The sequence below is a fragment of the Anoxybacillus sp. B2M1 genome, from assembly GCF_001634265.1.
GTDB lineage: Bacteria > Bacillota > Bacilli > Bacillales > Anoxybacillaceae > Anoxybacteroides > Anoxybacteroides rupiense.
Map to the genome: position 1 here is coordinate 2,434,637 of NZ_CP015435.1, position 18,896 is coordinate 2,453,532.

Below are 18,896 nucleotides of genomic sequence, written 5' to 3' on the forward strand. Positions count from 1 at the left end.
CTCGGCTTTATGCTTGATTAAAAATAGTGGTCAATTGCGCAGCTGGAATACGCGGCCGAGCGGGTGGAATCTTTGCAGGATAGCCGATATGGAGATTGCCAACGGCTTTCTCTCCGGGCTGAATTCCCATCGCTTTCCGAAAAATAGGATCATGCAGCCATCCATATGTCTCCCACACCATGCCGATCCCCTTTTCCCATGCGAGCAGACTAAAATTATGGATCACACAACTCGTTGCTGCATAATCTTCTTCTCTAACCACCAAATTAGGGTCCTCCCTCATCAACACCGTTAAAATCATCGGAATAGACATGATTTTATCGTAAAATTTTTGGCCGATTTCCTTTCTTTTCAATGGGTCCACTTCTTTGTTTTCTTTCATTGTCCGCACGGCATCAGCAATTTTTCTACGGCCTTCTCCATATGTTAAAATAAACCGCCAAGGCTGAGTCAGACGGTGATTAGGAGCCCAAACAGCTGTATCAAGCAGCTCCATTACAAGCTCAGGTGATACAGGACGATCTTCAAATATATGAACGGAACGGCGATCTCGCAGCAATTGGCTCAGCTCCATAAGCAACCCTCCATTTTTCAGTTTTCGAGATGTCCCCTGTTCGCTTACACTTTTGTTTTAAATAGCAAGTACACGAAGTAAGGAATGCCAATGATGGCGATGACAATTCCGACAGACAGTTCGACAGGTGCAAAAACCGTTTTAGCAATAAAGTCTGAAACCACTACTAGCAACATGCCAATCGTTCCGCTAATAGGGATGACGCGCTGATGATAAATGCCGACGAGACGCTTGGCGATATGGGGAGCAATCAAACCAACAAAGCCGATGTTTCCAGACACAGACACGCACGCACTGACAATACCAATACTCGTCAGTAGCAATATATTTTTTTCCTTTTCAGTAGAAACCCCTAAGCTTTTTGCACTATCTTCCCCCAATTGGAACAAATCGAGAATATAAGCTTTGCTTATAATAATCGGCACCAGCAGAATGATCCACGGCAACATGGCAACAATATATTGCCAATTGGCGTTCCAAATGCTTCCCGCCAGCCATACCGTCGCCATTTCAAAATCCTGTGGATTCATCTTTAACGATAAATATAAGGATAGAGCCCCAAAACCAGACCCCGCGGCAATTCCCACAAGAATGAGGCGCTGCGTATCTAAATGGCCATTCTGTCGAGCAAATAGATAAATCAGCAGGGCGGCACCCAATCCGCCAACCCATCCAAACAGCGGCATCGCTAAAATTGATAACCAATCGCTTTCCACTGTCATGCGCCCTCCAAAGAAAAGCATAAAAATGACGATCATGGCTCCAGCTCCAGCATTAATGCCCAAAATTCCTGGATCAGCCAAACCATTCCGGCTAATTCCTTGGATGGTCGCTCCGGCAATTCCCAAGCCAAAACCGACCAACGCAGCAATGACAATACGCGGCAGACGGAAATCCAAAATCACCAAATCATGCTCCGGAACCGGATCAATTCGCAGTAGTGTTTTTAAGACATCTTGAACGGTTATATCAAATATTCCATTTGTTAGACTAATATAAATGGCCAACAATATAATTACAATATTACTAAATAAAACCAACCAATAGCGCTTGGCTGAATGATTAAGCATCCTTTCCTCCCCCTCTCGTATAAATTAAATAGAGGAAGAAAGGCACACCAATCAAAGCTGTAACGACCCCGATCGGTGTTTCAAACGGATAATTCAAAAATCGGCTTAAAATATCGGAAAGCGCCAAAAAGATCGCCCCAAGAGCACCGGCACAAGGAATAATTCGGCGATAATCAACTCCTACTAAAAACCTTGTCATATGAGGAATAATTAAACCAACGAAACCGATATTGCCAGCCAAAGCAACCGAAATGCCTGTCAAGATAACCACGCTGGCGATCGCCAAGGCCTTGATCACCATCGTTTTCTGACCTAAGCTGACCGATATTTCCTCTCCCAACGACAAAATAGTAATCGATTTAGAGATTATGATGGCAATAGCAAGGCCAACAATGGCAAAGGGCACTGCCAATTTAATTAAATGAGGGTCCATTTGATGCAGCCGGGCATTGTACCAAAAGCTCACATCCTGTGAAACTTGAAAATAAGAAGAGAGAGCGGCTGATATGCTGCTCAAAAATGTTCCGATAATCGTTCCAATAATCGCCATTCGAACAGGCGACATTCCATTGGGCAGGACGGAGGCCATCCAGAACACGAAGCCTACGGCAACAGCTGAACCAACCAACGAGTACATGATCATCTCAAGCGAAGAAGCGCCCGGCTGAATAATCATGCAAAGTGTAATCGCAAAAACCGAACCATCTGAAACCCCCATAATGGAGGGAGACGCTAAATAGTTCCTTGTCATCCCTTGCATAATCGCTCCTGAAATCGCAAGGAATGCACCAATCAAAAGAGCACCGATCACTCTTGGCAGTCTGGAATGCCTGACAATTTGATGATTCACATTATTCGGGTCAAAATCAACTATCGCTTTCCAAACAGTCCACGCATCTATATTTTTGGCCCCATACAAAATAGATGCGATGATGATAAACACCATCGCAACCGGTGAAAGCCATAAAATCAGGGCTGACGGAGAAATTCTTAATTGCATATTGACGCTACCTGCCTTGTATTATTCGTTGCCGAGCTTCTCCACAGCTGCTTTCAAGAAATTGATTTTGCTCCACGCTGTGCCGCCTTGTGCAAGCGGGTCGACAACGTTGACGAACACTTTATCATTTTTCACAGCATTGATGCTTTTCCAAATTGGATTGTTTTGCAGCTCTTCAAGTGCTTTAGGATTGTTTTTATTTTCATCTTCTGAGAATTGCACAAAAATATAGTCCGGATTCATTTCGCTAAATTTCTCTAAAGAAATCATTTCCTGGGCTTTCGCATTTTGAATTTCTTGAGGTACGGTCAGTCCTAAATCCGTATATAGCGAAGGATTGAAAAATACATCTGGCGGATAGATCATAATATTTCCGCTGCGAATGCGAACCGCCACGACCTTTTTATCTTTTAGCTTGTCTCCCAGCTTCGCTTTCGCTTCTTCTAAGTCTTTTTTATATTGGTTTAATACTTCATCAGCTTTGTCTTGTGTTCCAGTAACTTCTGCCAACACACGCAAATTCGCTTCCCAATCTGTTGAGATGTGAGAAACCGGGATCGTTGTTGTTATTTTTTCCAGTTTTTGTGCAACATCTGGCGGGAATTTTGTCGTCGAGAAAATAACGTCTGGTTTTAATTTTAAGATTTCCTCAATATTAGGCTGCGCTTTCTCACCGATAGAGACAGTAGAGCCTGTAATGTCCTTAAACATGTCTGGGAACTTGCCGCCAACCGTAATGCCCCCAAGCGGCTTTACTCCTAACACAAGCGCATCTTCCATGGTTTCCATGCTTCCAGTGATAACGATTTTATCCGTTTTGACCGGAACTGTGTAATCTTTTCCAAGATAATGAATCGTATGTGTTTCATTTGGATCTGCTTGTGTTTCTTGTTTTTTATTCGAGCGATCCCCCGATTTTTCAGGCGCTGATGATTCTTTCGCGCCGCAAGCGCTTAATACTAAAATAAGTAGAGCTATCAGACCTAGATAAAGATAGTTTCTCTTCATGTCTCTCTTAAGTCCTCCCCTCATCCTCTAGGTGATAATGATTATCATTTATGATTATAATTTAGATCTTCCACCCTGAACATGGACAGTATCCGAAATTCATTTTGGACAAATTCCAGAAAAAAACTTTAATGATTCATCAATAATTCGATCATGGGCATATGCCGAGTACTCCACCCACGGATCGGAAGGAAGCACATATACTTGATGATGGCGAACCGCTTTCAGCTCTTGCCATGGAAGTGAATATTGCAATTGATTCCAAAAAGCTAACGTTTCTTCTTCCTGCCTAATTAATAGCAACAAACGATCCGCATCTATTTGAGCAAGCTGATCGAGCGCAATCGGCTCATTGTAAGCACCGCTCTTAGGATACGCGGCATTCATTTGCAAATCCTGATAAAACACCTCTGACATGCCACGATTGCAATGAGCATATAAATGCTGCTTCGAGATTCGCACGACCAAAAATGTGTCCTCTCCTACTTCTCGCTTTAGCTGTTGTCTAGCAAACTTCACCTTTCGATCATACATTTGAAGCCAGTTCTCTGCTTCCTTCTCTTCTCCTAAAAATTCAGCCGTCAGCATCAGCTGCTCCCGCCAGTTTTTCTCAGTCCACGGAACATAAAAAATAGGAGCAATCTGTTCAAGCCTCACCTTCTCCATCTTTTCGAGATCGTCTGTACTAATAATCACATCCGGCCGCTCATGGGACAGAGCCTCAACTTTCGATTCCCAATCTTGGTTTTTGCGATAAGCACTGAGAGGGACAGAAATATCGTCACGGTACATTTTATAATAATAAGCCGTCCATTTCGGATGAAGCGGCGCCGCATAAGGAATAATCTTTAATGCAAGCAATTGGCCGGTAATCGGAGAGGTATAAGCAGCAATTTTTCGCCGGCGGCTTTTCATATAAGCGGTCGGCGTAACCCCTACCTTCTTTTTAAATTTACGGCTAAAGTAAAATTCATCATGATAACCAACCTGATGGGCGATATCACGCAGTTTAGCGTCAGATTGCGCCATCAGACGCTTCGCCTTATTCAGCCGAAGCTCTGTTAAATAATCCATTGCGCTCATTCCATACGTTTTTTTGAACAAATCGACAAAATATTTAGGACTAATATTGGATATCCTTGCTAATTGCTCAATCGTCAAATTCTCATAAAAATAACGTTCCATATAGTTCTTAGCGGCCTCTAGCGATGTTCGTGATTCTTTAGGAAAAGGCGAACGATGCTTCATGATATAATAAAGCAGCTCTTGGAAAGCAAGCTGGCAGCGAAACCGTTCCAGCTCATCCTCGCTTCGCCAATGATCATAAATTTCATCACATAACGAGATCAGCCGATCCGCAGGAAACACAGGGATTTCCCCCTGTAACGGAAAGAAGCATTCCCCGTGATCGGATAGGCACTCATATCCTGAACCTTTCCGTTGAAACACGTCAAACTTAAACAAGAACATTTTACTTCTTGCTTCTATTTCAATTCCATATGTATCACTAGGGGAGCACATATAAGCGGTATTCTGCCGCAGTCGATACCTGTGACTATTTAACATAAAATGTCCTTGTCCACCTTTAACGATCATCAGTACATGAGAAGTTGTAAGCTGCTGTTCGATCCGCCAATCGCCTTCTTCTTTGATAAACTGCATCTCCCGCATTCTAAAAAACGAGCGATCCCAAGCAAACTCATCGGCCTCTTGCTTGATCATTTCAGATTGGACCATGATCTTTCTCCCTCCTTCTTGCTTCTGCATCTATACATGAAAAAGAGCGATTTTATTCGAGCTTTGACCATTCATTGTTATTTAGCGTTTGATAATGATTATCATTATTATAATAAGTATATCAAATCATTCCCTTTTTCACAATATACTCCCATTCAAGTTCAACTATTTGATATAGATAGCATCTGAAAAGAAAGAGAATAGGGTGTTTTCAACACACGAAGATCAGGAACACGCAGACACACGGCAAAAAAACAAGGCTGTTCTCCTGTTGAAAACAGCCTTATCCATCCCTTTTCAATCATTCACATCTTTATTTATTATAATCATCTTTCCAGCCAAACCCTTCCCTCAGCAACCTTCCAGCATCATATCGCTCTATTTTTTGGCTCGCTTCATCCAGCAAAGCTAATGAGGCCACATAACCGTTATCAATCTCTAACGGATACATCGTTGCACGGTTTAGGCAATCAGGGTCATCTTTCAAATAAAGTAACCGTGGGGTTTGATAAGGCGCAGATACGATCACATGCAATGGAGAAATTTGCAATCCCTTGCCCGTTGCTTTCAATATCGCTTCTTTCCTTGTCCAATATGTATAAAAAGCCCTCTTTTGCTCCTGAGGTGATGCTTGAAGCACATGATATTTTTCTTCCTCTGCTAGCACTTCATTGGCCATTTGCCTTACATCTAAAGCGTGAGAGTCATCCATCCACTCAATGTCGACACCAACGGGGATGCCAGCTGTAAAAGCAACGAGAACTCTCTCACCGGAATGAGAAATCGACCATTGCAATGAACGGTCAGGCAGCTGCGGACGGCCATGAGCCTTACGACAAGCCGAGCAAGTACGATCAATCGGCACTTCATGCGGAGCCATATTGAGCTGCGCCGCTAATACAAAGCGACTTAATACACAACCGATCATAAAACGAGCTCGATCTTGCTCTTTCCGAAATGATTGTACTCTTTCCTTTTCCTCCGCATTCAGCAATCGAATATGCCACGATTGTAGATCGCGGATGTTAGCGAGCCAAACCTGGCACGCATGCTTCGTTAAATGAGGAACTGAATTCGCTATTTCCCATTCCACCACGGCAACCATTCTCCTCTCTCATTTCCGTTTTGCTTGATCGTGTGGAAAATAAAAGAAGAGTTAAGCAGGTGTTCTAAGGGCTTGATCCTTTCCTGCTCAACTCCGATTTGGCACCGTTCATTGCCAAGTTAAAGTCGTTAAGTTTTTATTTAACCTATTCATCAGGTGTAGGTGGAAGAGTCCACAGAAGCCACTGCTCTACGACAAGTGTTGAAGCTACTGAACTTGATCCACGGTCTAGGCGGATGATCTATTTTATTTTTTGATTTCTCGCAAACTGTTAGGCCTCATGTCCGTCCAGTGTGTATGAATATAATCGTGGCAAGCGGCACGTGTATTTTCTGAAAACACAATTTTCCAACCGGAAGGAACCGCAATGGAGGACGGCCAGAGCGAGTACTGGCCTTCCTCATTGATTAAGACAACATAGGTCCCATCTTGATTTTCAAAAGGGTTGGTCATTTTATACCTCTCCCTCCATTCATTGGAATGAAATCACTTTATTTCTTAATTGATCAGCAAGAACGCGGCCAATTTCAGCCAATGGCCCAGGCTGGCACATATCCTTATGGCGGCATTCGATATCATATTGAATGATTCGGCCATCGATGTATGGTAGCCATGCCTCCGGCTCGATTGGATCAAACCATTCCGGAATAATGGTTGAGCGGAAGAATAGGAGATCTCCCTTATAGCGCCGTGGCATATATTCACTTAAAATACGGACAGAATTTACATACGTGTTTTTAAGATTGAAGATGGTGGACTCTTCTAAGCTAGCTAGCGCACTACCGTCACCCCGAAGCATCTCAATCGTATTCTCCAAATTCAACGGCTTCCCATCCATGTTATCCGGATCATATCCTCCTAAAGCAAGCAATGCAATCAAGGCCTCTTGCTCATCCGGTGCCTTAGCAATCGGTAAAAAGTGGCTAGGGTATGCGTCTAACATCACTAGAAGTGCAATCTCGTCTCCTTGCTGCTGCAGCTGTGTCGCCATCGCATGCACGACATTTCCGCCTAGCGACCATCCTAATAAGTAATATGGTCCTTTAGGCTGAACAGCCTTCATTTGCTCAATATAATCAGCAGCCATCTCATCTAATGTCTCTGGCAATCTCTCAGCTTTCGCAATACCTCGAGCCTGCAATCCGTATATTGGATATTCCGTTCCGATCGATGTCATCAATCCTGCATAGCACCAGCTAAGACCTCCCGCTGGGTGTACGCAAAATAGCGGAGGCTCTGTACCAGAAGCTCGCAATGGCAACAATATATCCAACGCATTATGACTGCTTCCCATTTCTAATTTCTCAGCAAGACCCGCAACGGTAGGAGCTTCAAATAAATCACCTATGCTCAGCTCGACTCCAAACGTCTCACGAATACGGCTCATTAACTGAACGGCCAAGAGTGAATGGCCTCCAAGTTCAAAGAATCCATCGTCAATGCCGACACGCGGTAAGCGGAGAATCTCCATAAAGAGGTCACATAACATCTCCTCTTGAGGTGTTCGCGGCCCGCGCCCATTCACTTCGATCGCTAAATCAGGCATTGGTAACGCTTTGCGATCCAATTTACCATTCGGAGTTAACGGCAAAGCTTCGATCATGACAAAAGCGGATGGAATCATATAATCAGGCAGGCTAGCCGCAACATATTTCCGCAGCTCGGATGATTCAAACACGGCATCCTTTGCAGGCACAATGTAGGCTACAAGCCGTTTATCCCCCGGCTGATCTTCCCGAACAATAACAGCTACTTGGGCAATTTGAGGATGTTTGGCTAAAACCGCCTCAATCTCTCCCAACTCAATTCGATAGCCTCTAATTTTAACTTGATGATCGGCTCGACCAATATAATCCAAAGTCCCATCTACGCGCCATTTTGCTAAATCGCCCGTGCGATACATTCTTGAGCCCGACGGTCCAAATGGATTAGCAATAAAGCGTTCAGCGGTTAAATCAGGGCGCCCTAAGTATCCTCTTGCTAATCCAGCTCCAGCCACATACATCTCGCCAATCACTCCCGGCGGAACCGGCTGCAACTGATCATCTAATACATACACCTCTAAATCAGGAATGCTGCAACCAATTAAGCTGTTCCCTTTCAGAGAAAGAATCGTTCGATCCAATTCAATATAGCTGACATGCACCGTCGTTTCCGTAATACCGTACATATTAATCAGCTTCGGCTGATTCTCAGGGTGCCGCTCATACCAATCTTCTAAACGGCTCAACTCCAATGCTTCTCCACCAAAAATCACAAAGCGCAAGGAAAGCTGCTTCGACCATTCGCTGTTTTCCCGATCAGCCTGCATCAGCTGATAAAAAGCGGATGGCGTTTGATTAAGAACCGTGACGTTTTGCTCCACGAGCAATTGAAGAAACTCCTTCGGTGAACGGCTTACATGGTGCGGAACGACAACAAGACGTCCGCCATATAAGAACGGTCCCCAAATCTCCCAAACGGAAAAGTCAAACGCATAAGAATGGAATAATGTCCAACTATCATTTTCGGAAAATTGGAACCAATGCTCCGTCGACCGGAAAAGCCGAACTACGTTTTGATGCGGAATCATCACGCCTTTTGGTTTTCCTGTTGAGCCAGAAGTATAGATGATATAAGCCATATGATACGGTGATAAAGCTTCGATTCGATCCGCATCATTCGGATTCGTTTCCGGATAGTGGCCAATTTGCCCCACAACATGCTCCGCATCGACTACGATATGCTCCACATTCGGCGTACGCGGAAGCTTAACGGCCATTTGCTGATTGGCAATCACATACATCGGCTGCGCATCTTCCATCATATAGGCAATGCGATCTTCAGGATAATTCGGATCTAAAGGCAAGTAAGCGCCTCCCGCCTTCAATACCGCTAAAATGCCGATCACCATTTCCAATGAACGCGGCAACGCAAGAGCGACTACTCTTTCTGGGCCCACTCCTTTACTGATGAGAAAATGAGCCAGCTGATTCGCTTTTTTATTTAGCTCGGCATAACTAAGCTTTTGATCTTCAAAAACAACGGCTGTCGCATCTGGAACTCTTTGGACTTGTTTTTCAAATAAAGCTGGCAGGGTTTCCGCAGACAGATGCCGCTGTCGATGCTCTGCTTGATTTAGAAGGAGCTTGCGTTCTTCTGGCAGCAGCATATGAATTTGTCCAATCGGCAATTCTGGATTCGTCACCACTTCTTTAAGAAGCTGACATAACCGCTTGGCAAATCGTTCAACGGTCTCCTGCTGGAATAAATCTCGGCTATACTCAAATAAACCTATTAATCCAGCTGGCGAGCCATCTCCCATCCGGTTTTCGCGAAGCTCCAGCGTCAAATCAAATTTGGCAGAACCGACGCTGCGAACCTCTAATCGACTTTCCAGACCTTGCAACTCCAACTTTGGCTCCGGTGTATTTTGAAATACAAACATGACTTGGAATAGTGGGTGCTTGGCCCGCGAACGAACCGGATTTAAAACCTCCACTAATCGTTCAAATGGAAGATCTTGATTTTCATAAGCTGATAGATTCACTTGCTTCACTCTAGCAAGCAGCTCGCGGAAGCTTGGATTCCCTGATGTATCCATACGCAGCACAAGCGTATTAATAAACATTCCCACAAGGTCTTCCAGTGCATCGTCGTTTCTTCCTGCGATTGGACTGCCGATCGGAATATCTGTTCCCGCTCCCAACCGAGTGAGAAGAGCGGCAAAGCCCGCTTGAAGCACCATAAATAAGCTTGTTTTATTCTCACGCGCCAAAGCTAATAGCCGTTGATGGAGCTCCGCATCGAGCTTGAATTCGACCACTCCCCCTTCATAGCTGGACTCTGCAGGGCGCGGATAGTCAGTCGACCACTCCAGCTCTTCAGGTAAATCAGCAAGCGTCTGCTTCCAGTAATCCAGCTGTTTAGCAACGAGATGATCCGGATGGTTTTCGTTTCCTAAAAATTCCTGCTGCCAAAGAGCATAATCAGCATATGTGACTGGCAAAGGTGGCCAATCCACTTTTTGCTGCTGGCAATGCGCGCGGTAAGCGCTAGCCAAGTCACGAGTCAGCGGAGTGAGCGACCAGCCGTCTGCTGCAATATGGTGCATTAAAAGCAGCAGCACATATCGATTCGTTCCAAGCACAAACAGTTGCGCTCGAATGGGCGGCTCTTTTGTTAAATCAAAGCTATAACGCACCGCCTCATTTAGCACGCGAGATAACTCATTTTCGCTAATTTCTTGAACGATCAGCTCCGGACGTGCTTGATGCGGTTCCAAAACGATTTGCCTTGAAGTGCCAGAACGATCCGGGAAAATAGTCCGCAACGTTTCATGCCGTTCCACCACATCATATAAAGCTTGGCGCAAAGCAGCAATTTGAAGCGCGCCTGTTAAATGCACAACGACTGGTATATTATACGTAGGGCTTGGACCTTCTAAATGATGTAAAAACCATAAACGCCGCTGAGCAAATGATAGAGGAATCTCGTCTTTATGGGCATACGCTTTCACTGGCGGCTTCCCGTGCGCCGCTTCCTTTAGATGATGAACAAGGCTCGCCACCGTCGGTGATTCAAACAGCTTGCCGATCGCCAGCTCCACGCCCAACACATCGCGGATGCGGCTGATTAAGCGCGCGGCCAGCAACGAATGACCTCCCAGTTCAAAGAAGTTATCGTCAATGCCCACTGCCGACAAATCAAGCACCTCAGCAAAAAGCTCACATAAAATTTCTTCTTGCGGTGTTCGCGGCTTGCGTCCCTTCATTGTCACCGTCCAATCTGGAACCGGCAGCGCCTTGCGATCAATTTTTCCGTTTGGAGTCAGCGGAAATTCCTCTAAAATCATAAAGGCCGATGGGACCATATAATCTGGCAGCTTTTCGCTGACATAAAGCCGCAGTTCGGCAAGATCAAGCGCGCCTTTTGAACCGCGAGGAATGAGATAAGCCACCAATCGCGGATCGCCTGGTTGATCTTCACGAGCCACGACTACCGCCCGCTCTACCTCATCATATTTGGTTAATATGGCTTCAATTTCACCGATCTCAATGCGGAAGCCGCGCAGCTTCACTTGATAATCGACACGCCCGATATAATCTAAAGAGCCATCCTTGCGCCAACGTACAAGATCCCCTGTCCGGTACATGCGGCTTCCTGGTGGGCCGTATGGATTAGCGACAAAACGCTCGGCGGTCAAATCCGGCCGTTTCAAGTAGCCTCTCGCTACCCCCTCGCCAGCAATATATAGTTCACCAGCTACCCCAGGAGGAACGGGCTGCAGATGACGATCCAAAACATACACTTGTGTATTCCAAATAGGTTTACCAATCGCAGGAGCGAGAATATCATCCTGCTGCAAAGTCGCCATCGTGGACCATATCGTTGTCTCCGTCGGTCCGTATAAATTCGTGATCTCGCACCCGAGCTGATCCAAAGCCGATGCAAGGCTGCTTGGCAACGCTTCTCCTCCAACAAGCACCCGCAACCCGGCGATGCTGTCTGGATAATACGTCACAAGCATATGCCAAAGTGTCGGCGTCGCCTGCATGATCGTAATCTCTTCATTAGAAATCAGCGCAGCGAGCGTTTGCGGATCATGAATGGCTTCTTTTTTCGCTACGATTAATCTTGCTCCGCTCATTAATGGGAGAAAGATTTCTAAAGCAGCAATATCAAAGGCAATCGTTGTCACTGCCAGCCAACGGTCACGCTCATTGAGCATAAATTTGTCTTGCATGGCAAATAAAAAGTTATTTAGGTTTTGGAATGGCACAACCACTCCTTTTGGCTTTCCTGTTGAGCCAGACGTATAAATAACATAGGCCGGATGAAGAGCAGAGCGCCCATTTTCAACATTTGTGCTAGGATAGCGTTTGATTGCCTCTTCGGTTTCTGGATGATCAAGCACAATCATTGAAAGCGGAGAAATCGCCGATAATTTCGGTTGTGTCGCTGAGTTTGTAATGATGCAAAGCGGTTCCGCATCATCAAGCATAAAGGCTAAGCGCTCTTTTGGATATTCAGGATCAATCGGCAGGTAGGCTGCACCTGCTTTTAGTACCGCTAGCATCGCGATAACCATATCAGCGGAACGCGGCAGAGCCAATGCTACATACTGTTCGGGGCCTGCTCCCTTTTCTACAAGCAAATGGGCCAAACGATTGGCTTGTTCATTCAGCTCTTGATAACGAAGCATTTGATTTTCGCAAATGGCCGCCACCGCTTCTGGATGTTGCTGTGCTTGTTTTTCAAACAACTGTAAAAAGCTTGCTTCTGAATGATGCCGTGCCGTCTCGTTCCATATTTCGAGGACTTGGCGGCGTTCTTGCTCAAGCAGCAGCTCTACACTTCCAATTGTCACATCCTCTTGCAACACTGTGAGCGTCTCCAAAAGCTGTAAAAACCTAGATTGATGAATGGCAAGGTCATCAGCTTGATAAATCTCCGGATTTGCATCAAAATCAATTCTTAGACCATTTCCATCTGTTCGGTCGTATACATTAATCGCCAAATCATCCACAGGCCCAGCTGAAAGGTTATGCGTAATTCCTTGATATCCGTCAAAACGCAATCCATAGTCAAACGGCATAATATTGACTTGCACGCCAAATAGGCGTTGATTTTCCCCTAATAGCTTCAAATCGCGGCGCAGCTGCTCATGGCGATATTTATGATGCTGCTTGATTTCTTTGATTTCCTGGCGAACAGTGCTTAATAGCTGTGACATTTTCATATCTGCATGCAGATGCAGACGAAGCGGAACCAGATTCATCACCATAGCCGGCACATTCAACGCCACGGAACCTAAGCGATTCATCATCGGCAAGCCAAGAATAACATCGGTGGCGCTTGTCAACCGATGAAGATAAAGAGCGGTTGCCGCAAGGAAAAGCTCATGCCATCCCGCTTTCCAATATTGAGTCGATTGTTTCAACCGTTCGGTTTGAGCGACGGATAAATGGACGGTTTTCCGAATAAACGTATGCGAAGCGCGCGCCGCTCGATCAGAAAGGCTTACGGCTTCAGGCTGATCGCGAAAACGCTCTAACCAAAATTGGCGGTCACGCTCATATTGCTCAGAGGCATGATAAACTTTCTCTTCTTCTATCACCTCACGAAATGAAGCAAAGGCTTCATCAGCAGCGATCATTCGATCGTTCATAAGCGCCGTATAAGTCTCCGCTACTTTTTGGGCAATCAGTGAAAAGCCAAAGCCATCGATGGCAATATGATGAATGCGCTGATACCAGAAAAAACGCTGATCAGAAAGCTTAAATAACGCTTCCGTAAAAAGCGGATCGCATTTTAAATCTACCGGTTTAGATAGATCTTTTTTCATCCACAGAAGCGCTTCAGATTCCGGATTTGCGGCTGTGCTCACGTCGATGAAATAAAATGGGAAATCCGGCGAAGGATCAATGATCTGCCATGGCCCATTTTCATCTTCGCCAAATTGAGCGTGCAATGATTCTGCTTGGACCAACACATGACGCAATGCTTGTTCAAAGCGAGCCGGATCAACCGGCCCGTGAATTTCAACGTATTCTCCTGTATTATAGATAGGATTTGCTGGATCGAGCTGTTGAGCAAACCAAATACCCGCTTGCGCCCCCGATAAAGGCAAACGCAGACGCTGATTCATGGACATGGATTCGGCCTCCTTTACTACGAATCTTGGTGAGATAGCACCTTTTCTCGTGGAAAATATAATAAATTCCACCAATCGGAAAGAGTCGGCCGCGCAGCAAGATCCGCAAAGGTAACTTCTGCTCCCGCTCTTCTCCATTTTTCTACTAAACTCATAATGCGAATGGAGTCCAATCCTCTGTCGATTAAATTCTCTTGATCGGAAAGATCAGCCGCTTCCTCTTGCAGAAGCTCGGCTACCTGACGCCGCACATCTTCTAAGCTGAGCGGCAGCGGATTTTGCGCTCTTTTTAACACCCCAAGAAGCTGCTGCGTAGACATGGTAAATGCGCAACGGCTGGCCGCATATTGGATCGCCATTTGGTGCTGTTCACGCGAAAAATCAGCCACTGCATCGGCGACAAAAAAGACTTGGATATCTTGCATAAAAGCATCGCTAGCTGTTAATAAGCAGCCAATATGAGCGTAAACTCCGCAAATGATTAACTGATCTCTCCCTTGTTCTTTTAATATTTCAGAAAGATTCGTCTTTTTGAATGCGCTATACCGCCATTTGGTCAGAACGATATCATCGGCATCCGGCGCTAGATCATCAATAATTCCTTTTTGATAAGGATCGTCGGCCATGCCTTTTCCCCAAAAATCTTGAAGCAATCCGCGCTCTTCCGGGACTTGCCCTCCTGGCTGTGCCGAGTAAACGACAGGCACTCCTAGCTTTTTGCATTCCTGTTTAATCTGTTGAATATGGCTTACAAGCTCCACTAAAGGAGAAGCGTTTGGAGTAAAAGCGTCAAGAAAATAATTTTGCATATCGTGGATCAATAAAACAGCCCGCTTAGGGTCAAGTGTCCATAACACTTTATTTTTCGGCAATTCTGACAACAAAGGCATCGGATAAGCTGGAATAGCTGGAATACCCATCTGACCACTTCCTTTCTCTATGTTATACCGTTGTCTTTTGAGATGCTTGCAGCTTTTCAGTAATCCTTTTGCGCAATTCTCTTTTGTTGATTTTTCCGACAGGTGTCTTTGGAAATGAATCAACAAACTCAATTCGATCCGGTATTTTAAAGGCGGCTACCCCACGTTCTCGCAAAAATGCTCTCAATTCCGTCGCTTTCAAGGACGCATCACGCGGAATAATAAAAGCGCATGACCGTTCGCCAAGAAATTCATCAGGCATGGAGACAATCGCCGCATCACGTACCGCAGGATGAGCAAGAAGGTGATTTTCCATTTCCTCAGCGGCGATTTTTTCACCGCCCCGGTTAATCTGATCCTTTACGCGCCCCTCCACCACCAAGTAGCCGGACGGAGTCATTCGCACTAAATCACCCGTTCGGTAAAATCCATCAGAAGTAAACGCTTTTGCATTATGCGCCTCCGCTTTATAATAGCCGCGGATCGTATAAGGTCCCCTTGTTAACAGCTCACCCACTTCTCCCGGTTCCACTTCGCGATCCTCCTCATCAACAATGCGGATTTCATCGTATGGTGACATCGGCCTTCCTTGCGTATGAATCACAATTTCCTCCGGATCGTCTAATCTCGTATAATTAACGAGCCCTTCAGCCATACCGTATACTTGCTGCAGTTTGCAGCCCAACACAGGCTGGACTCTTTTCGCCACTTCCGCACTAAATTTAGCACCGCCGACTTGCAAAACTTGCAAGCTCGATAAATCATATTGCCGGGAAGAGGCAGCATCAAGCCAAATCCAAACGAGCGGCGGCACAAGCGCCGTAATGGTCACCTTTTCCTGCTGAATTAGCGGAAACGCCTCATCTGGGCTAGGACTTTCCGACAAAACCACTCTTCCGCCAGCATACAACGTTCCTAGCACTCCTGGTGAGCTAAGCGGGTAGTTATGAGCCATCGGCAGAGCAGCAAGGTAGATGCTATCTTGATTTAACTGGCAAATTTCCGCACTGATGCGCAGGCTGTAAATATACTCATCATGAGTGCGCGGAATCATTTTTGATAACCCTGTGCTGCCGCCCGATAATTGAAAGAACGCAATGTCGCTGGAACGGACAATAGGGAGCTCAATCGGCTCGATAAACAAGTCTTCTAATGATAGAAACTCTTCTGCTTCTCCTGTGACGATGACATGCTTCAATGTTGGAACAGCTGCCTTTACCTGCCGGGCAAGTGATCGAAAATCAAATCCCGCATGCTGATCAGCAATAATATAGGCGGCCGCTTCGCTAAACTCGCAAAAATAGCGAATTTCACTGAATCGATGGGAAGGCAAGGCAAAGACAGGAAGCGCCCCCAAGCGAAATAAGGCAAAGCATACTTCAAAAAATTCCACTTGATTAGGCAATTGAAGAACCACGCGATCCTTCGGGCGAATCCCCATTTGATAAAGTCCCGCCGCAAGCTGGTCCGCTCGCCGATCAAGCTCTTGATATGTAAGCTGTCTTTTTCGAGAGGTAACGGCAATCCGTTCACCATACTTCATTGCTCTTTGCCGCAACATATCGCCGAACGTTTCACCCGCCCAGCATCCTTCCTTACGATAAAAATCAGCCAATTCTTTTGGCCAGGCAACGCATCCGCTTAACATGGCTTTCCCCTCCGTACTTACTTAAGAATGTCGTCATTTAATCCCATCGCTAACAACATGGTGCGAAACTTAGCCGATGTTTCCGCCAATTCTTCCTCCGGCTTTGACCCTTCTACAACACCAGCACCGGCAAACAAGCGAAGCGTATGATCTTCAATTTCGGCACAACGAATCGTTACGATCCATTCTCCATCTCCCTCTTCGTTGCACCATCCTACCATTCCGGTAAAAAAGCCGCGTTCAAACGGTTCGATCTCTTGAATGGCCTGCTTCGCTACTGGGGTCGGCGTGCCGCAAACCGCTGGGGTCGGATGAAGCGCAAACGCCAAATCAAGCGAAGTAATCGACGATGAAGATAGTTCGCCGCGAATAACCGTGGATAAATGCCACATCGTTTCTGTATGAATCAGCGAAGGCTCTTCCGGCACATCCAATGTCTTGCAAAACGGTCTGAGCGCATTTGCTACCGCTTCGATGACAACTGCATGCTCATGGCGATTTTTCGCTGAAGACAGAAGCTCCTGAGCGCGTCGCCGATCTTCTTCTGGATCGCTGCTGCGCGGCGCTGAACCTGCTAATGGATTCGCGATCACCTGCATGCCAGATTTGGCAACGAGCAGTTCCGGACTCGCTCCAACAAGCGTGCGATTCCCGGTGATTTCGTGGGGCGCTGCATCAGCACGTACAACACGATCTGGCAAGGCCGCAGCAAATGTATAGCCTGTTGGATTATGTACAGCCAGCTGCCGCAAAAGTCGCGGAATATCAACCTTTTGGGTTGAAGTAAGCTGAAGGGATCTTGATAAAACGATTTTGCGAAGATCCCCTGCTTTGATGCGCTGCAATCCTTGTTCCACTGCATCCTTATAGCCTTCCGGTGATGGAATGGGGGTTACCTTATATTCTCGATCTGTCTGCTGTTCAATCGGCTCCTTCCATTGGCCAAAGGACAGCGGACCGGCCCATTCCACCTCTGAAGGCACCATCAATTGAGCGGGATACAGATGGTCAAAAGGAATGGCGCCCACCACCATAGGATGATGACTGATTCCCTGCTGTTTTACCCTTTTTAACACTTGTTTGATATGATTCATTATTTGTGCTTTTTCATTTTCATAGCCATTCGTTGGCACAACCGCAACCATTCCTTGAGCTAACAGAGTTTGCCGCGGCGAAGCTAGAAAAAAAGAGGCCCCCGCTTTATATTCAGCAAGCAGCTGTTCAGCTGTAGCATGATTCATTGTTTTTGTTTGCATCCGTCGTTCCCTCCATGGAATGTTATGAATCTAACGTAGCGCCTCCATCTACTCTGAGATCATGCAGTGTAATATGGCGTGATTGCTCAGAAGCAAGGAATAGAACCGCATCAGCAATATCTGAAGGCTGCGCCAGCTTTTTTAAAGGAATGCCAAGGCGGTATTCCTCCAATGAGCCAGCGATCACTTTATTGGCCCCATTGTCATCTGTCCACATCGCTCGCTGCATATCGGTTTCAGTCGAACCAGGAGAAACTACGTTGCAGCGAATGTGATAAGGAGCCAACTCTAAACCAAGGCATTTCGTAAACATCGTTGCAGCCGCTTTTGACGCTGCATAAGCAGACATTGACATCCGTGGTGTCGTCGCTGCGTTTGAGCTTACTGTTACAATCGCGCCCGAGCGGCGAGGAATCATACGCCGGCTCACAGCACGAGACACATAAAAAACACCGGTTGCATTGACCTTGAATACCTCTTCCCAATCTTGATCCGTCAAGCTGCTTACAGGCCCTGTCCGCAAAATGCCGGCAACATTGACTAAAATCTCGATCGGACCTAAACTCTGCTCCACTTTCTCCACTACTTCATCCACTTGAGTGCGATTCGCTACGTCGGCCAAAAACGATTGCACCCGATGGCCTTGTCCCTGCAATTCAGAAACAAGGGCGTCTAATCGCTCACCATTTCGGTCAACAGCCGCAACCAGCACCCCATGCTTAACAAAAGCCCTTATTACCGCCTCGCCAATTCCTTGGGCAGCGCCGGTAACAAGAGCCACTTTTCCTGCTATTCCGCATTGATCCATCCTTTTCACTCCTTTCCCGCCCATGGGTCAATGAATGACAACTAGCGAAGCATGCCTTCCCAGCATCTTTGCTGATTTCAGCTAACTGCGTCGAGCATTTTTACATAAAACCAAACAAACCAGGAATGGTCATC

12 protein-coding genes are annotated in these 18,896 nt (G+C 46.1%); all 12 read right to left on the reverse strand.

Features of this window, described 5'->3' with window-relative positions:
• Positions 1-7: 7 nt before the first annotated feature.
• A complete protein-coding gene (locus GFC28_RS11815; RefSeq protein WP_044742584.1) occupies positions 8-574 on the reverse strand; it encodes a nitroreductase family protein in 567 nt (188 codons plus the stop codon).
• Positions 575-618: 44 nt separating this feature from the next.
• The gene (locus GFC28_RS11820; protein ID WP_044742585.1) at positions 619-1,644 is read right to left on the reverse strand and encodes a FecCD family ABC transporter permease; all 1,026 of its coding nucleotides are present in this window, start codon (positions 1,642-1,644) and stop codon (positions 619-621) included.
• Positions 1,637-2,644, reverse strand: a complete 1,008-nt coding sequence (locus GFC28_RS11825; RefSeq protein WP_044742586.1) for a FecCD family ABC transporter permease — start codon at positions 2,642-2,644, stop codon at positions 1,637-1,639. The genes GFC28_RS11820 and GFC28_RS11825 overlap by 8 nt, the downstream gene beginning before the upstream one ends.
• Before the next feature lie 21 nt (positions 2,645-2,665).
• Positions 2,666-3,652: an ABC transporter substrate-binding protein gene (locus GFC28_RS11830; RefSeq protein WP_044742587.1), complete on the reverse strand. Its 987-nt coding sequence runs from the start codon at positions 3,650-3,652 to the stop codon at positions 2,666-2,668.
• A gap of 99 nt (positions 3,653-3,751) precedes the next feature.
• Positions 3,752-5,389: an AraC family transcriptional regulator gene (locus GFC28_RS11835; RefSeq protein WP_044742588.1), complete on the reverse strand. Its 1,638-nt coding sequence runs from the start codon at positions 5,387-5,389 to the stop codon at positions 3,752-3,754.
• Positions 5,390-5,702: 313 nt separating this feature from the next.
• Entirely contained in the window at positions 5,703-6,494 is a 792-nt protein-coding gene (locus tag GFC28_RS11840) for a 4'-phosphopantetheinyl transferase family protein (RefSeq protein WP_231883398.1), read from the reverse strand.
• A 246-nt stretch (positions 6,495-6,740) separates the two neighbouring features.
• Positions 6,741-6,947: an MbtH family protein gene (locus GFC28_RS11845; RefSeq protein ID WP_019416996.1), complete on the reverse strand. Its 207-nt coding sequence runs from the start codon at positions 6,945-6,947 to the stop codon at positions 6,741-6,743.
• 19 nt (positions 6,948-6,966) lie between these two features.
• Entirely contained in the window at positions 6,967-14,130 is a 7,164-nt protein-coding gene (locus GFC28_RS11850) for an amino acid adenylation domain-containing protein (protein ID WP_044742590.1), read from the reverse strand.
• A 17-nt stretch (positions 14,131-14,147) separates the two neighbouring features.
• Positions 14,148-15,050: an isochorismatase family protein gene (locus GFC28_RS11855; RefSeq protein ID WP_044742591.1), complete on the reverse strand. Its 903-nt coding sequence runs from the start codon at positions 15,048-15,050 to the stop codon at positions 14,148-14,150.
• Positions 15,051-15,072: 22 nt separating this feature from the next.
• The gene (locus GFC28_RS11860; RefSeq protein WP_044742592.1) at positions 15,073-16,698 is read right to left on the reverse strand and encodes a (2,3-dihydroxybenzoyl)adenylate synthase; all 1,626 of its coding nucleotides are present in this window, start codon (positions 16,696-16,698) and stop codon (positions 15,073-15,075) included.
• A gap of 17 nt (positions 16,699-16,715) precedes the next feature.
• Positions 16,716-17,954: an isochorismate synthase DhbC gene (dhbC, locus tag GFC28_RS11865; RefSeq protein ID WP_044742593.1), complete on the reverse strand. Its 1,239-nt coding sequence runs from the start codon at positions 17,952-17,954 to the stop codon at positions 16,716-16,718.
• Between the two features lie 22 nt (positions 17,955-17,976).
• Positions 17,977-18,762 (reverse strand): 2,3-dihydro-2,3-dihydroxybenzoate dehydrogenase, encoded by a 786-nt coding sequence (locus tag GFC28_RS11870; protein ID WP_044742594.1) that lies wholly within the window; start codon positions 18,760-18,762, stop codon positions 17,977-17,979.
• Positions 18,763-18,896 lie beyond the last annotated feature (134 nt).

Coding starts and splice junctions, on each gene's coding strand:
- GFC28_RS11815 (WP_044742584.1), bottom strand. CDS start 574: ATGGAGCTGAGCCAATTGCTGCGAGATCGCCGTTCCGTTCATATATTT.
- GFC28_RS11820 (WP_044742585.1), bottom strand. CDS start 1,644: ATGCTTAATCATTCAGCCAAGCGCTATTGGTTGGTTTTATTTAGTAAT.
- GFC28_RS11825 (WP_044742586.1), bottom strand. CDS start 2,644: ATGCAATTAAGAATTTCTCCGTCAGCCCTGATTTTATGGCTTTCACCG.
- GFC28_RS11830 (WP_044742587.1), bottom strand. CDS start 3,652: ATGAAGAGAAACTATCTTTATCTAGGTCTGATAGCTCTACTTATTTTA.
- GFC28_RS11835 (WP_044742588.1), bottom strand. CDS start 5,389: ATGGTCCAATCTGAAATGATCAAGCAAGAGGCCGATGAGTTTGCTTGG.
- GFC28_RS11840 (WP_231883398.1), bottom strand. CDS start 6,494: ATGGTTGCCGTGGTGGAATGGGAAATAGCGAATTCAGTTCCTCATTTA.
- GFC28_RS11845 (WP_019416996.1), bottom strand. CDS start 6,947: ATGACCAACCCTTTTGAAAATCAAGATGGGACCTATGTTGTCTTAATC.
- GFC28_RS11850 (WP_044742590.1), bottom strand. CDS start 14,130: ATGTCCATGAATCAGCGTCTGCGTTTGCCTTTATCGGGGGCGCAAGCG.
- GFC28_RS11855 (WP_044742591.1), bottom strand. CDS start 15,050: ATGGGTATTCCAGCTATTCCAGCTTATCCGATGCCTTTGTTGTCAGAA.
- GFC28_RS11860 (WP_044742592.1), bottom strand. CDS start 16,698: ATGTTAAGCGGATGCGTTGCCTGGCCAAAAGAATTGGCTGATTTTTAT.
- dhbC (WP_044742593.1), bottom strand. CDS start 17,954: ATGCAAACAAAAACAATGAATCATGCTACAGCTGAACAGCTGCTTGCT.
- GFC28_RS11870 (WP_044742594.1), bottom strand. CDS start 18,762: ATGGATCAATGCGGAATAGCAGGAAAAGTGGCTCTTGTTACCGGCGCT.